Source organism: Cohnella ginsengisoli (assembly GCF_029525555.1).
Taxonomy (GTDB): Bacteria; Bacillota; Bacilli; order Paenibacillales; family Paenibacillaceae; genus Cohnella; species Cohnella ginsengisoli.
Genome location: NZ_JAPDHZ010000002.1, coordinates 205,380 through 219,772, shown reverse-complemented (window position 1 = coordinate 219,772; position 14,393 = coordinate 205,380). Strand labels below are relative to the sequence as shown.

General features: G+C 60.0%; 10 protein-coding genes and 3 pseudogenes. 8 read left to right on the top strand and 5 right to left on the bottom strand.

The features are described from left to right. Nucleotides 1-13 precede the first annotated feature (13 nt). A pseudogene (gyrA, locus tag OMP38_RS01075) lies at nucleotides 14-2,492 on the top strand (DNA gyrase subunit A). 138 nt (nucleotides 2,493-2,630) lie between these two features. On the opposite strand, the gene OMP38_RS01070 reads toward gyrA, so the two are convergent. Continuing rightward, nucleotides 2,631-2,807 (bottom strand): hypothetical protein, encoded by a 177-nt coding sequence (locus OMP38_RS01070; protein ID WP_158543738.1) that lies wholly within the window; start codon nucleotides 2,805-2,807, stop codon nucleotides 2,631-2,633. A gap of 324 nt (nucleotides 2,808-3,131) precedes the next feature. Here OMP38_RS01070 and OMP38_RS01065 point away from each other — a divergent pair, with 324 nt between their 5' ends. Beyond that, nucleotides 3,132-3,503, top strand: coding sequence for a MarR family winged helix-turn-helix transcriptional regulator (locus OMP38_RS01065; RefSeq protein WP_338130379.1), 372 nt, complete (start codon nucleotides 3,132-3,134; stop codon nucleotides 3,501-3,503). Between the two features lie 73 nt (nucleotides 3,504-3,576). Then, nucleotides 3,577-4,513, top strand: a pseudogene (locus tag OMP38_RS01060) (MBL fold metallo-hydrolase). A gap of 72 nt (nucleotides 4,514-4,585) precedes the next feature. Here OMP38_RS01060 and OMP38_RS01055 read toward each other — a convergent pair. Next, the gene (locus tag OMP38_RS01055) at nucleotides 4,586-5,455 is read right to left on the bottom strand and encodes a class I SAM-dependent methyltransferase (RefSeq protein WP_277563523.1); all 870 of its coding nucleotides are present in this window, start codon (nucleotides 5,453-5,455) and stop codon (nucleotides 4,586-4,588) included. Nucleotides 5,456-5,492: 37 nt separating this feature from the next. Beyond that, nucleotides 5,493-6,230, bottom strand: coding sequence for a response regulator transcription factor (locus tag OMP38_RS01050; RefSeq protein ID WP_277563522.1), 738 nt, complete (start codon nucleotides 6,228-6,230; stop codon nucleotides 5,493-5,495). Nucleotides 6,231-6,408: 178 nt separating this feature from the next. Here OMP38_RS01050 and OMP38_RS01045 point away from each other — a divergent pair, with 178 nt between their 5' ends. Together OMP38_RS01045 and OMP38_RS01040 are read left to right on the top strand one after the other, a co-directional pair. Further along, on the top strand, nucleotides 6,409-8,412 hold the full coding sequence (locus tag OMP38_RS01045; RefSeq protein ID WP_277563521.1) for a sensor histidine kinase: 2,004 nt from the start codon (nucleotides 6,409-6,411) through the stop codon (nucleotides 8,410-8,412). After that, complete coding sequence (locus tag OMP38_RS01040) at nucleotides 8,409-9,035, top strand: phosphatase PAP2 family protein (protein ID WP_277563520.1); 627 nt, start codon at nucleotides 8,409-8,411, stop codon at nucleotides 9,033-9,035. Before OMP38_RS01045 ends, OMP38_RS01040 begins: the two co-directional genes overlap by 4 nt. Here the strand turns inward: OMP38_RS01040 and OMP38_RS01035 are convergent. Continuing rightward, entirely contained in the window at nucleotides 9,007-9,369 is a 363-nt protein-coding gene (locus tag OMP38_RS01035; RefSeq protein WP_277563519.1) for a helix-turn-helix domain-containing protein, read from the bottom strand. The two genes, OMP38_RS01040 and OMP38_RS01035, sit on opposite strands and share 29 nt — an antisense overlap. A 190-nt stretch (nucleotides 9,370-9,559) precedes the next feature. Here OMP38_RS01035 and fur point away from each other — a divergent pair. The 3 genes and pseudogenes from fur to OMP38_RS01020 form a co-directional block, all read left to right on the top strand. After that, nucleotides 9,560-10,027: pseudogene (gene fur / locus OMP38_RS01030) on the top strand (ferric iron uptake transcriptional regulator); the annotation flags it as partial. Nucleotides 10,028-10,401: 374 nt separating this feature from the next. Then, nucleotides 10,402-11,379 (top strand): aldo/keto reductase, encoded by a 978-nt coding sequence (locus tag OMP38_RS01025; RefSeq protein ID WP_277563518.1) that lies wholly within the window; start codon nucleotides 10,402-10,404, stop codon nucleotides 11,377-11,379. A gap of 216 nt (nucleotides 11,380-11,595) precedes the next feature. Beyond that, a complete protein-coding gene (locus tag OMP38_RS01020) occupies nucleotides 11,596-14,043 on the top strand; it encodes a bifunctional diguanylate cyclase/phosphodiesterase (RefSeq protein ID WP_277563517.1) in 2,448 nt (815 codons plus the stop codon). 56 nt (nucleotides 14,044-14,099) lie between these two features. Here OMP38_RS01020 and OMP38_RS01015 read toward each other — a convergent pair whose 3' ends face one another. Further along, complete coding sequence (locus OMP38_RS01015) at nucleotides 14,100-14,390, bottom strand: DUF2653 family protein (RefSeq protein WP_277563516.1); 291 nt, start codon at nucleotides 14,388-14,390, stop codon at nucleotides 14,100-14,102. Between the last annotated feature and the right edge of the window lie 3 nt (nucleotides 14,391-14,393).

The following is a 14,393-nucleotide window of genomic DNA, read 5'->3' as shown; positions in this document are numbered from 1 at the left end:
CGGAGAGACTTTTATGAGCTTGCTCGAGAACTTCTTGCCCGCGTTTCTGGAGGAGGTCGTTGGCGACCGCTTCGGACGCTATTCCAAATATATTATTCAAGACCGCGCGATTCCCGACGTCCGCGACGGATTGAAGCCAGTTCAACGCCGGATTCTGTATGCCATGTTCGACTCAGGCAATACGCCGGACAAACCGTACCGCAAATCCGCGAAGACGGTCGGCGACGTCATGGGCAACTATCACCCGCACGGCGACTCTTCGATCTACGACGGCATGGTGCGCATGGCGCAGCCCTGGAAGATGGGTCATACGCTCGTCGACGGCCACGGCAACTGGGGCTCGATGGACGACGATCCGCCGGCGGCGATGCGGTACACCGAGGCGCGCCTGTCGCCGATCGCGATGGAGCTGCTGCGGGACATCGACAAACGCACGGTCCTTTTCAAGGACAATTTCGACAACACGACCAAGGAGCCGGTCGTGCTGCCGGCGCGTTATCCGAACCTGCTCGTCAACGGCGTCAGCGGCATTTCCTCCGGCTTCGCCACCGAGATTCCGCCGCACAACCTGCGCGAGGTCATCGACGCTTGTACCGCACTCATCGACAATCCCGACATGACGGTCGGCGACCTGATGAAAATCATGCGCGGACCGGACTTCCCGACCGGGGGCCGGATCATGGGCGAGGACGGCATTCGCGAAGCTTACGAGACCGGCAAAGGACGCATCTACGTTCGGTCCAAGACGGCGATCGAGGACATGCGGGGCGGCAAGCAGCAGATCGTCGTGACCGAGATTCCTTACCAGGTCGTCAAGTCCAAGCTCGTTAACAGCATCGACCAGCTTCGGCTGGAAAAGAAGGTCGAAGGCATCGCGGAGGTGCGCGACGAGAGCGGAAGAGCCGGCATGCGCATCGTCATCGAGCTGAAGAAGGACGCGGACGCCGAAGGCATTCTCGCCTATTTGCTCAAAAAAAACCGACCTGCAGGTCGCTTATAATTTCAACATGGTCGCCATCGTCAACAAGGCGCCGCGCCAGCTCGGCGTAAAGGCGATGCTCGAGGCCTATGTCGCGCATCAGCGCGAGGTCGTCACGCACCGCACGCAATACGATCTCGAAAAGGCGGAAGACCGGGCTCATGTGCTCGAAGGACTCGTCAAGGCCTTGAACCTGCTCGACGCCGTCATCGACACGATCAAGGCATCGAAAAACCGCCAGGACGCGCAAAACAACCTTGTCGCGAAGTTCGAATTTTCCGAACGGCAAGCCGATGCGATCTTGACGCTGCAGCTGTACCGGCTGACCAATCTGGAGATCAACTCGCTCCAGAAGGAACACGCCGAAACGATGAAAAAAATCAATCAGCTGCGCGGCATTCTGAACAATCCCAAAAAGCTGATGGGCGTCATCAAGGACGAGCTCGGCGAGATCCGCGGCAAGTTCGGCATCGATCGGAGATCCGTTATTCAGGGCGAGGTCGAAGAGCTCAAAGTCAATCTCGAAGTGACCGTTCCGGCCGAGGAAGTGCTAGTGACGCTGTCGCGCCACGGCTACGTGAAGCGCACGAGCATGCTGTCGTTCACGCGGTCCGGCGGCGATCTCGGCAGCACGGGGCTCAAGGAAGGCGACCAGCTGCGCTGGAGCCTGCAGCTGAACACGCTGGATTCGCTGCTGCTGTTCACGCAGAAGGGGATGTATTACCAGCTGCCGGTGCATCAGATCTCCGAGTTTAAGTGGAAGGAAAACGGCACCGCGATCGTCAATCTCATCGCGCTGCCGAAGGATGACCGGATCATGGCCGTCATCCCGGTAAAAGCAGGCGAGTGGAAGACGCTGGCCGACCAGGGCGAGCAGGGGCCCGCGCTCGTGTTCGTCACGAAGCGCGGCCAGGTCAAGCGCACGCTGATGGCCGAATACGCGACCAACCGCAGCGCCGCGATCGCGGCCGTAAAGGTCGCGGACGGCGACGAGGTCCGCTCTGCGTTCCGCAGCGATTCGCCGCAGGAGATCTTGCTCGTGACGGAGCAGGGGCTCAGCATCCGGATCCAAGAGGCCGATGTGAGCCTTCAGGGCCGCGTCGCCGGCGGGGTTCGCGGCATCCAGCTGCGCGAGGGCGATGCCGTCACCGACGGCCTCCACGTGTCGGGCGACGAGGGCGAGATTCTCGTCATCTCCGATTACGGTTTCGCGAAGCGCTCGCTGCTGCTCGACTATCCGCCGCAGGGTCGCGGCGGCAAGGGGATTCAGACGTTCGAGATCAAGGAAGGCAAGCGCGTGCGTCCGAATGGCACCCGCCTCGTCGCCGCGTACTACGTTAAGGACGACATCGGCATCGTGACCGTGACGGCCGGCGGCGCCTATGGCGAATTCCGTTCCGACAGCACGCCGCTCGAAGACCGGAGAGGCACCGGCAGAACCGTGGGGGCGATCGAGCGGACCGATCCGCTGGTCGAGACGTTCCTCAAGCCGCTGCCGCCGCAGACGCATTGAAGCCAAGCGGCTGGAGAAGTTAGCAACATAAGATCTGAGCAAGTCGAAAAAACCGTGCAAGCTACCATATAAATTCCGAGTTCACCAGCAAATCAGCCCCGGCCGCATGGCGACCCGGGCTGATTTTGTCTGCTTGCCTCAATCGTACGGACCGTCCTGCGGATCGTAACGGTCGATCCACTTCAGCATCATTTCCAACACGAACCAAAGGGGCACCGGCTCCGTAAGCCGGCTCAGCCACCCCGGATCATCTATAATACCGGCTTCGCGCGCCATGATGCCGATCATCCGTATGCGTTCGTCCTCCACAGCCATAGAAGACCTCTCCTTCTTTTCACTCCGCACGGCGGGCGGCCGTTGCCGCCAGCTGTCAGCATTATATGTCATAGGCTGTCGTCCCGTACCACACCTTGCGGATTTATGGCGTAAATCATTAATGCGCTTAATCTATCTTTCGACATCGGGTTTGCATATAATTAAAGGAGAAGAGATTAATCGGCATCATTTTGAAGAGGAGAGGTGATCCAGAGGTGGAACCGGCCGCAGAGTTTGTGAAGAGCTGGATGAAGCTATCAAAGGATTGGCAATCGCAGATGGAGGCGGAGATGTCCCCCCCGACTGACCGGAGGACAGCTTCAAGTGTTGGAGCTGCTGCAGGCGAACGAGCCGATGAAGCCCTCCGAGCTTCTGCCGCACCTGGAGACGACGCCGGCGGCGGTGACGACGCTGCTCGACCGCATGGAACGGAACGGACTCGTGAAGCGTACCCGAGACGAAAACGATCGCCGCATCGTGTGGATCAGCACGACCGACTTCGGCCACACCGAGCGCGAACGCGGACTTCGCATCCGCAGCGAGATCGTGAACCGCTCGCTCGACCGGCTATCCGCCCACAACCGTCAGCTGCTCGTCTATCTGATCGGCAAGGTTTCGGGCACGAGGGACAAAAAAGCTGGCCGCGTCCGGCGAAGAAGCGACTGCCATTCAGGCGACGTCCTGAATCCGAAGTAGCTGTGCATTTTGCCGCCCGGCTTGCTACAATTGAAGGGAGCAGGACAGCGTCCAGAAGGAGCATCGGTTTACGATGACGAAAAAGTACGAAAATGCCGACGGCTCTTCGAACATTAAATCGTTCGCGGAGCTGCGGCAGTGGCAGAAAGAACGCCGATCGAAAAAGAAAGACCTGTCTTTTGTCGTGTCCCGCGCAGAACCGGATACGGCCATGCTGTCCGCGAACCGCACCGAGCCGACCGTGACGTTCGTCGGACATTCGACCTTTCTCGTCCAGCTCGGGGGGACTTAATATCGTGACGGACCCCGTCTGGGCGTCGCGAATGGGCTTCGCCCCGAGACTGTCGCCTCCGGGTCTGCCGATCGAGTCGCTGCCGCCGATCGACGTCGTCGTCCTGTCCCATGCGCATTACGACCATCTTCACTTGGGCAGCCTGCGCCGTCTGCCCGGCGATTTCGTCGCGCTCGTGCCTGCCGGCTTGGCAACCTGGTTCAGGCGTAAAGGCTTCAGGCGCGTCGAAGAGCTCTCCTGGTGGTCCGAGACGCGCGTCGGAGGCGTTACGTTCGGCTTCGTGCCGGCCAAGCATTGGACGAGGCGGACGCCATGGGATACCAATACGTCGCATTGGGGCGGATGGGTGATGCGTCACGATTCCGACTGTCTGTATTTCGCCGGCGACAGCGGCTACGACGGCAGCTTTCGCGAGATCGGCGCGAAGTACGGAGACATCCGCGTCGCGCTGATCCCGATCGGGGCTTATGAACCGGAATGGTTCATGGGAGGCTCGCATATGGCGCCCGAAGAAGCGATACAAACATTTGAGGACGTGGGCGCGCGTTATTTCGTACCGATGCACTACGGATCGTTCCGGCTGGCCGACGATACGCCCAAGGAGGCGCTGGACCGGCTTAACGCCGAATGGGAACGGCGGGGGCTTCCGCCTGATAGGCTATGGACGATGGAGCACGGCGGAACGAAGCTGTGGTCCGCCTCCAGTACAAGCTTATAAAAAAACCTTATAAAAAACCGAACAACCGCCCGAGCCTTCGGCTTGGAGCGGTTGTTCGGTTTTTTTTATCGTTTATTCCGCGCTTTCCCATCGTCCGTAGATCCCGCACGGCAGCGTCAGGCCGCTTCGCGTAATCGGCAGGCCGATCTCGCCGCAATCGATCTTGCCTCCGTGACGGCGGCCGATGGACATGTGCAGCAGGTTGTGCAGCACGGTCGGCGACAGGCCGGTCGTGTAGGAGTTGACGAGCACGAACAGCGGATCGTCGGAGAGGATGCTCTTGCACTCCTCGAGGAACGGGTACAAGCTGTCCTCGAGCTTCCAGGTCTCGCCCCCGGGCCCGCGGCCGTAGGAGGGAGGATCCATGATGATGGCGTCGTACTGCTTGCCCCGGCGCTGCTCGCGCTGCACGAACTTGAACACGTCGTCCGTAATGTAGCGCACGGGCGCGGATTCGAGGCCCGATAGCGCCGCGTTTTCCTTCGCCCATTGGACCATTCCCTTGGCGGCGTCGACATGGCACACTTCGGCGCCGGCAGCAGCCGCGGCGACGGTCGCTCCGCCGGTATAGGCGAACAGATTGAGCACGCGGATCGGTCTGCCGGCTTCCTTGATTCGCTTCATCATCCAGCTCCAGTTGACCGCTTGCTCGGGGAAGAGGCCCGTGTGCTTGAAGTTGGTCGGCTTGATGTGGAAGCGGAGCGGGCCGTAGGCGATCGTCCAGCGCTCGGGCAGCTGCTTGTTGAACTGCCACTGGCCGCCGCCGGAGGAGCTGCGGAAGTAGTGGCCGTCCGGACGCTGCCAGTCGGCGGATTCCTTGGCGAGGGGCCAGATGATCTGCGGGTCGGGACGTCTTAGGATCACGTCGCCCCAGCGCTCCAGCTTGTCTCCCGCGCCGGTGTCGATGAGCTCGTAGTCTTGCCAGTCGGTTGCCATTCTCATGTTCCGTTTAACTTCCTTTACTATTCGAATTAATCGGTCAGCGCGCGTCTTGAAGCGATTGGCAATCCGTCAAGAAGCGATATCCGAAGCCGCGCACCGTGTGGATATACACCGGATTTGACGGGTCGGGTTCGATCTTTTTGCGAAGATTGCTGATATGCACCATCAGCGTCCGGGTGTCGCCCATGCTGTCCGTATGCCAGACGAGCCGGTACAGCTCGTTCATCGCGAAGATCCGGTTGGGCTGGCGCGCGAGGACGCACAACAGCTCGAATTCCTTGGCGGACAGCGGGAGCGTCTCGCCGTCCCTCCGGACCTCGAACCGGCCGGGATCGATCTCGAGGCTCCCAAACGCCATCAGGCCCTGCTGCTCTTCGGCTTGCGACCGTTCGCGCTGGCGCCTGCGGCGGATATGGGCTTGCACGCGGGCCACGAGCTGCCGCGGACTGAACGGCTTGGTAATATAATCGTCGCCGCCCTCGGAGAGGCCGAGGACGATGTCCGCATCCTCGCTCTTGCAGCTGAGAAAAAGAATCGGCACGTCCGCGCAGCCGCCTTCGCGCAGCCGCTTGCACACCTCGATGCCGTCCATGTCGCCGAGAGACACGTCCAGGATGACGAGATCCGGACTTAACGCTTCGGCGATGCGCAGCGCATCCTCTCCGCCCTCCGCGGCATGCACCGCGAAGCCTTCTTTAGTCAGGAACAACCCGATCAGTTCGGTGATCTCGCGCTCGTCGTCGACGACGAGAACGGTGCCAATCGGTTTGCTCAAGGTAATTCCCTCCCATGCCATGTCAACGTTCGACTGTACCATATTATACTGAAAGCGTTGACGCATAAGCAATGCGCGTTTACGATGAGGACAGCGTTTCAAGGCAGGAGCGAATGGAAAATGAAAGCAAAAAAAAACGAGAAGGAGACAAGGGGCGCTGCTTGTCTTCGTCTTCGTCATGACGCTGGCCGGATTGGCGGGCGGCTTCGCGTTCGGCGAAGGCGGTCCGAGCGGCAAGCCTGCCGCGCAGGACGGCATCGTAGATCTTGAAGGTTATTCATTTGATAAGAGCGGCACGGTACCGCTCGAGGGAGAATGGCGCTTTTCTTGGGGCGAGCTGCGCCAAAGGGCCGCATTCGACCGCACGATTCCCGTTCCCGGCACATGGAGCGGTCTGCCGGACGGGCAAGGCGGCCGTTTGCCGAGCCAGGGTTACGGCACGTACCGGCTTGAGCTGCGGCATCTGCCGACCGAGTCGCGCATGCTGGGCATTCGGCTTCCGAATTTATCGACGGCTTACGCCCTTTACGTCGACGGCGTCCTTGTCGGATCGAAGGGCGTGCCCGGCGAATCGAGGGCTTCGACGAAGCCATACCAGCTGCCGGACATCGTGTTTTTCCAGCCTTCCGGCCCCTCGGCGATTATCACGCTGGAGCTGGCGAATTTCCATCACCGGACAGGCGGCATCCGCAGCGCCCTCGTGCTCGGCACGCCCGAGCAGATCAAGCAGCTCGCCTTCGTGCACGAGGCCAGGGAGTTTATCGTGCTGGGCTGCCTGCTCATGATCGGCATCTACCATATCGGGCTGTACGCGCTGCGGAGAAAAGAGCTGGACAATCTGCTGTTCGCCATGCTCTGCATCTGCGTCGCGGGTCGGATGAGCGTCATCGGCGAAGGATTGCTCCCAAGGTTCGTGCCGGAAATGACGTGGACGGCGGCGGGGAGAATCGAGTACAGCTTTTTCGTGCTGAGCGCGCTTAGCGGCTTTGCGTATTTCCGCCGCGCGTACAGCAAAGAAATCACGCGCAGATGGACGTTCGTGGCGTGTACGGCTGCGGGCGCTTTGATGGCGCTCACCTGGGGGCTGCCGCTGCTCGCGTCGAGCTCGCTCATCCTATGCTATCAGGCGTTCGTAGTCGCCTTGAGCGTCGCATCGTTGTACTTGCTTATCGTGGCGCTGATACGAGGGCGAGAGGGCGCCGCCCTCTCCCTGATCGGCGTGGCCGGGCTCGTGGGCACCGTGCTCAGCGACATCTTCTTTTATAACGGTTGGTGGCGCGCGCCCGACATGGTTCCGTTCGGGCTGCTGTTTTTGGTCGTCATGAATTCCTTCCTGATCTCGCTGAGGTTTTCCAGGTCGTTCGCCAAGGCCGAAAAGCTGTCGGCGGAGCTCCGCAGATGGAACGGACAGCTCGAACAACGCATCGCGGAGCGTACGGAGGCGCTGCACGCGGCGGAGCAGTCACGAAGGCAGCTCGTCAGCAATATCTCGCATGACCTGCGGACGCCGATGACGCTTATTCAAGGGTACCTCGAGGCGCTTCGGGACGGCGTCATCTCCGATCCCGGGCAGCGGGAGGCGGTCATCGGCGCCATGCTAAAAAAAGCGGAAGGGCTGAACGAGCTGATCCGGGATTTATTCGACTTGTCCATGCTCGAGGCGCGTCAAGCCCAAATGACATACGAACTCGTCCCGCTGCCCGCGTGGCTCGAACGTCTCGCGGAGAACTACCGCATGGAAATGGTCACCAAGGGCATTGCGTTCGACTGCCGGGCAGAAGGTCCGGCCATCGAGACCGCCTGCCTGAAGATCGACGAGCGGCGAATGGACCGGGTCATATCCAACCTGATCTACAATGCCATCCAGGCGACGCCTCGCGGAGGAGAGATTCGCATCCAAGCGCGACGCGGCGAGTGGCCGTTCGAGGCGGAGATCGCGGTGCTCGACAATGGCGCGGGCCTGTTGCCCGAAGACTTGCCGAAGCTGTTCGAACGATTTTACAGAAGCGACAAGGCGAGAAATTATTCGTCCGGCGGCAGCGGACTGGGCCTCGCGATCGCGCGCGAGATCGTGGAGACGCACGGCGGCCGCATCGAGGCGCGCATCCGTCCGGAAGGGGGGAGCGCCTTCGCGATCACGCTGCCGCTAGCCATGCGAATGAATGAGGAGGAAGAGCAATGACATTAACAAACGCGCAAAAAAGAACGATCTTGATCGCGATCGCCGTGTTGGCGGCGCTGTTCGCGACGATCACGTCCTTGAGGGCCGGCGGCTATGCCGGGTGGGACGTTGCGGCTGCGGATGCGGCCTCGACCACCCGCGCGCCTGGCTGGACGAGCTTGTGGCGTACCGTGAACGATATGGGCAGGTCGGCCGTCATCGCCGCGATCACGCTGTTGTCCGCGGCCTGCTGGTGGCGGCTTCGTTCATGGAAGATCGCCGTCTCTTTCATTGGCGTCGTCCTGGCTGCCTACGTCCTGCAAATGATGCTTAAGTCCGCATTCGGATACGAGCGTCCGGACGGCGCATGGGGCATCGCGCATGACGGTTACGGATATCCGAGCGGCAACGCGACGATCGCAGCCGCGATGTACGGCTGGTGGCTGTTGCTTGGCGGGCTCGCGCTGCGCGGTCGCTTTTGGAAAAACGTCGTCCGTGCGCTCGCGATCTTTCTCATCGCGGCGACTGGCTGGAGCCGAATCTATTTCAGCGTTCACTATCTTTCGGACGTATGCGCGGGATTGTGCGTCGGCGGGCTGTGCGCGCTTGCGTCCGCTATCCTTTGCTTTTGGCGACGGACCTGACGGGTTTCTTTCGCTCGCCCTCGACGATGCCGAGTAGGAGTCCGATCGACTGCTGGCGCTGCTCCTGATCCATGGACTTGAACAGCTCGAGGATCTTGTGCTCCTGGGGTTCGGCCGGATGCTCGGGGCGCTTCGCGCCGGCGCCGCCGATGATATAGTCCAGCGAGACGTTGAAGTAATGCGCAAGCTTGATGAGCGTCTCGTAAACCGGATGGCGATTGTTGATTTCATAATGACTGTAGGCGGATCTCGTGATGCCAACCTGTCGCGCCACTTCCTCTTGGGATAGATGGCGTTCGAGGCGAAGCTGTCGAAGGCGGTCTCCCATGCTCATATCGCTTAGCTCCTTCTTGCTATATTAAGTGGACTATTTGTTTATAACTGTATGATACAAAATGTATCATGTCAAGCGTTTTCATTCGAACGCGCCGATTTCTTTTATGGGAGCCATCGGTTATAATAGTTTAGAATCATTACAATCTGCATGGCGATATACCGTCATGCGGACGAAGGGGGCAATCCCGATGACGACGTTCGACGATCAACTGATTAAAATAAATAAGCAGCTGCTGAGCAAAGGCTACAAACTGACTTCGCAGCGCGAGGCTACGGTTCGTGTGCTGCTCGAGTACGAGCAGGATCACCTCAGCGCGGAGGAAGTGTTCATGCTCGTTCGCGAAGTGCATCCGGACATTGGCCTTGCGACCGTGTACCGTACATTGGAACTTCTGGCCGAGCTGCATATCGTCGAAAAAATGAACTTCGGCGACGGCGTCGCGCGGTTCGACCTTCGGAGCGACGAGAGCGCGCATATGCATCACCATTTGATCTGCACCGTTTGCGGGCGTCTGAAGGAGATCAAGGAAGACTGGCTCGGAGAGCTGGAACAGCGTCTCGCGCGGGAATACGGTTTTCACGTGACCGATCATCGTCTTGAATTCACGGGCACTTATACAAGCTGCGGGCGGGAAGGATGCAAAAAAAGCGAGCAAAGCCGTCTCTTGAACGGCTCGCATGCCGATTCGGGATTAAGGCTTCGATTAATCGTAAATGGAAACGGCCCACGCGGGCGAAGCGACGGCTTCGGCTTTGCGGGGGCCGTTCGCGCTTTACCGCCTGTCCGATTTGCGCTTCAGCTCTCTCGCGCGGAACATCAGCCACCCGACGGCGACGATCATTAGGATGAACATCATCGTGTATGCGACAATCATGGCTGCACCTCCAGTGATGTTAATGTTTACCCTTCCAGCGCGATTATGCAGCGGTCGTCCCGGCGGCGGGGCGACGAAAATCGGCCGGGATTGGCCTAACTGTTATGCGATCGGTTACAATAGAGAGGAATTCATATCGAGGAGGAGATTCGCTAGTGAAATTCAGTCAACTGGGAAAGTCGGGCCTTAAGGTCAGCAAGCTGTGCCTCGGAACGATGAATTTCGGCGTGGACACGGACGAGAAGGAAGCGTTCAGAATGATGGACGCCGCGCTCGACGCTGGCATCAATTTCTTCGATACGGCGAATATTTACGGTTGGGGCGAAAACGCGGGCCGCACCGAGGAAATTATCGGACGCTGGTTCGCCCAAGGCGGAGGGCGCAGAGAGCGCGTCGTGCTGGCGACCAAGTTCTATGGAGACATGAGCGACCCGAGCGACGGGCCGAACGGCGAAGCGGGACTGTCCGCTTACAAGCTGCGTCGCCACCTTGAAGGTTCGCTGCGCAGGCTGCAGACCGATCATATCGAGCTGTATCAAATGCATCACGTCGATCGCAACGTATCGTGGGACGAGCTGTGGGACGCTTTTCGCATCGCGCAGTATCAGGGCAAGATCGGATACGTGGGCTCGAGCAACTTCGCGGGCCGCGATCTAGTCAAAGCCCAATACGAAGCCAAATCGAGAGGCATGCTCGGGCTCGTGTCCGAACAGCACAAGTACAGCCTGATCACGCGCCTTCCGGAGCTTGAAGTGCTGCCGGCCGCGCGCGAGCAGGGCATCGGCGTCATCGCCTGGAGTCCGCTGGACGGCGGCCTGCTGAGCGGCCGCGCGCTGAACCCGGCGCCGGGCTCGAAGCGGGCGAGCGATCAGTCGCGCGTGGACAAGTACCGTCCGCAGCTCGAAGCGTTCGCCAAGCTCGCTGCGGAGCTGGGCGAATCCGAGGCGAATCTGGCGCTCGCTTGGACGCTGGCGCATCCCGCGATGACCGCGCCGATCATCGGGCCGCGTACGATGGAGCAGCTCGAGGGGGCGCTGCGCGTCGTCGACATCGAGCTTAGCGAAGAGACGCTGAAGCGTCTGGACGAGATTTTCCCGGGACCCGGCGAAGCGCCGCGCGCCTATGCCTGGTAATTGATAGGATCAGCTTGAAGCCGTTCGCGATGGCGAACGGCTTTTCGCGATTCATTTCGGATTAAAAGTATAAAACGGAACACTTGATCGACAAATATCGATGAATTATGATGAATTGCGCCAAGAATTGGGTGTACTATGCTTCGAATCCACGTATAATGGGTAAAAGCGCGGCTCATTTTTCGCAGCGCAAGATTTGGCAGGGAGGCCACCAACATGACGCATACGCACGGATCATACGATCTCTCTCTCGTCTTGCTCTCCTATTTGATCGCCGTGCTCGCCTCGTATACGACGCTAGATCTCGCCGGCCGCATCGGCAAGGCGAGTTCAGGCTACAGAACGCTATGGATCGGCTTCAGCTCGGCGATCATGGGCATGGGCATCTGGTCGATGCACTTCGTCGGGATGCTGGCCCTGCGCCTGCCGATGACCGTCAAGTATGACGGCACGCTCGTATTCATATCCGCCGCAGCCGCGATCGCAGGCTGCTTCGTCGCGCTTAACCTGGCGGCCAAGCCCCGTTTGGGATATCGCCGTCTCTTGCTGGCGGGCGTTTTTCTCGCCTCCGGCATCTGCGCGATGCACTATACCGGCATGGACGCCATGAAGATGCAAATCGTCTATTCGCCGGCGATCGTGACGCTGTCGGTCGTCATCGCGCTTCTTGCCTCAGTCGCCGCGCTATGGCTCGCGTTCGTCTATCATCGCCAGCAGAAGCGATACGCGATTCGCAAGAAGCTGGCGAGCGGGCTGATCATGGGCGCAGCGGTCGCCGGCATGCACTATACGGGCATGAGCGCGGCCGCCTTCGAAATGGACCATTCGATGATGCATGGCAGCATGGACATGTTTTCCAACCAGCGGATGATGGCATATGGCGTCGTTATCGGCACGCTCCTGACGCTCGGCTTGTCGCTCGCAGGCATCGTCATCGCCAAGCGGTTCGCCGCCAAGCAGCTGCGGATCGAAGAGAGCCAAAATTGGTACAAAGCGATCTACGACAGCATGACCGACGGGATCATCACGCTCAGCCTCGATAGGAAAATCACGGGCCTGAATCCTTCTGCTGAACGAATCGTCGGCGTGGAGCAGTCCGCGCTGCTCGGCATGCCGCTTGAGGAGCTTCTGCGCGTCGCGGTTTCCGAACGTACCGACGAGCTGGAAAACATTCTCGCTTTGGCCAAAGACGGCAAGCGCCAGCAGTACGAGTCGACCGTCGTCAACGCCAAGGGAGAAAGGTTGAGCCTGAAAGTATCGATCGCGACCGTTCGCTCCGGCGACGGAGCCGTCGGCATGTATATGAAGCTGCGGGACGTTACGGAGGACAAATCGAAAGAAGAGCATATTCGCAAAATGGCGTACGAGGACGATCTGACGGGCTTGCCGAACCGCCGCATGTGGCAGGAGCGATTGGCCGAGACCGCGTCCGAGCTGGGCAGGAATCGCAGCTGCTTCGCCGTCATGGTGCTCGATATCGACCGGTTCAAGCTGATCAACGATTCGCTCGGTCATCAGTACGGCGACCAGTTCCTGAAGGACGTGTCGGAGCGGATCGCGCTTGCGTTAGCGGGCAGCGGCGCGGAGCTCGCGCGGCTTGGCGGAGACGAGTTCGCGATCCTCGTGATGGATGCTTGCAGCAGGGAAGAGCTGTCCTCGCTTGCCGAAGAGATCGTGCTTCAGATCCAGCGGCCCTACCCGCTGCATCACCAGGACTACTACGTGACGGCCAGCATCGGCATCGCCGTATGCCCGGAGCACGGCGAACAGCCCGACCAGCTGCTGCGGCACGCGGACCTGGCGATGTACGAGATCAAAAAGCAGGGGAAAAACGGATATCGCTTTTACCAGCCCGAGCTGAACGACAAGCTGGCCGAGAAGCTCGAGCTCGAACGCGACTTCAGGCAGGCGCTGCCTCGCAACGAGCTCGAGCTCTTTTACCAGCCGCAGGTACGTTCTTCGGACGGCGTGATGATCGGCGTGGAGGCGCTCGTACGCTGGAACCATCCCCGCAAAGGCATGATCTCTCCGGGCGTGTTCATTCCGCTCGCGGAGGAGATCGCGCTCGTCGGACCGCTTGGGGATTGGGTGCTGCGCGAGGCTTGCCGCCAGATGCGCGAGTGGCACCTGGCGGGAGGGCCGCTCGTGCCGGTATCCGTCAATCTGTCCTCGCAGCAATTTTATCAGTCCAACTTGGACGAGCACATTGCGAACATCTTGTCGGAGTCCGGACTAGAGCCGCATTATCTCGACCTGGAAATTACCGAGAGCATGATGATGGACGTGGAGGTGTCGACGGCGATCCTGAACCGGCTCAGCGCGCTCGGCGTACGCATCAGCCTGGACGATTTCGGGACGGGCTACAGCTCGCTCAGCTACCTGAAGCATTTTCCGATCCACAAGCTTAAGATCGACCGTTCCTTCATACGGGATATTACGGTGAGCGAGAGCGATCGGGCGATCGTCGCGACGATCATCTCGATGGCCGAGCATTTGAAGCTGGACATCATTGCCGAGGGGATCGAGACGAAGGAGCAGCTCGACATCCTGCGCGAACAGTCCTGCAGAGAGATTCAAGGCTACTACTTCAGCAAGCCGATTCCGGCTGGCGAGATCGAGCGGAGCTTTTTCGAGCCGCTGCGCGAAGGCAAGCTGAGGGCTTGAAGCAAACGACAGAAGGGCAGGCGGTCTACGACCGCCTGCCCTTCTTGTATAACCCGCTATTCTTCGATGACGTCCGCGAAAATTTCTTCAAGCGCTTCGTCCGCCACCATCGTGATGGACGAGGGATAGACGCGGCGTCCGTACTCGGTCAGCATATATCGAACGATCGATTCCTTGAGATTAGCTTCGACCAGGTAGCGGCTGCGCCCTTCGACCCACACTTCCGCCGTGAAGCCTTGCTCTTCGTCCCACGAGAGCTCGACTTCAACGGAAGTGACGGGTATCTGCTGCCGCTCCGACGTATGCAGGCATACGGCGTTTACGATCTCGTCCGTCGTTAGCCGCATAGC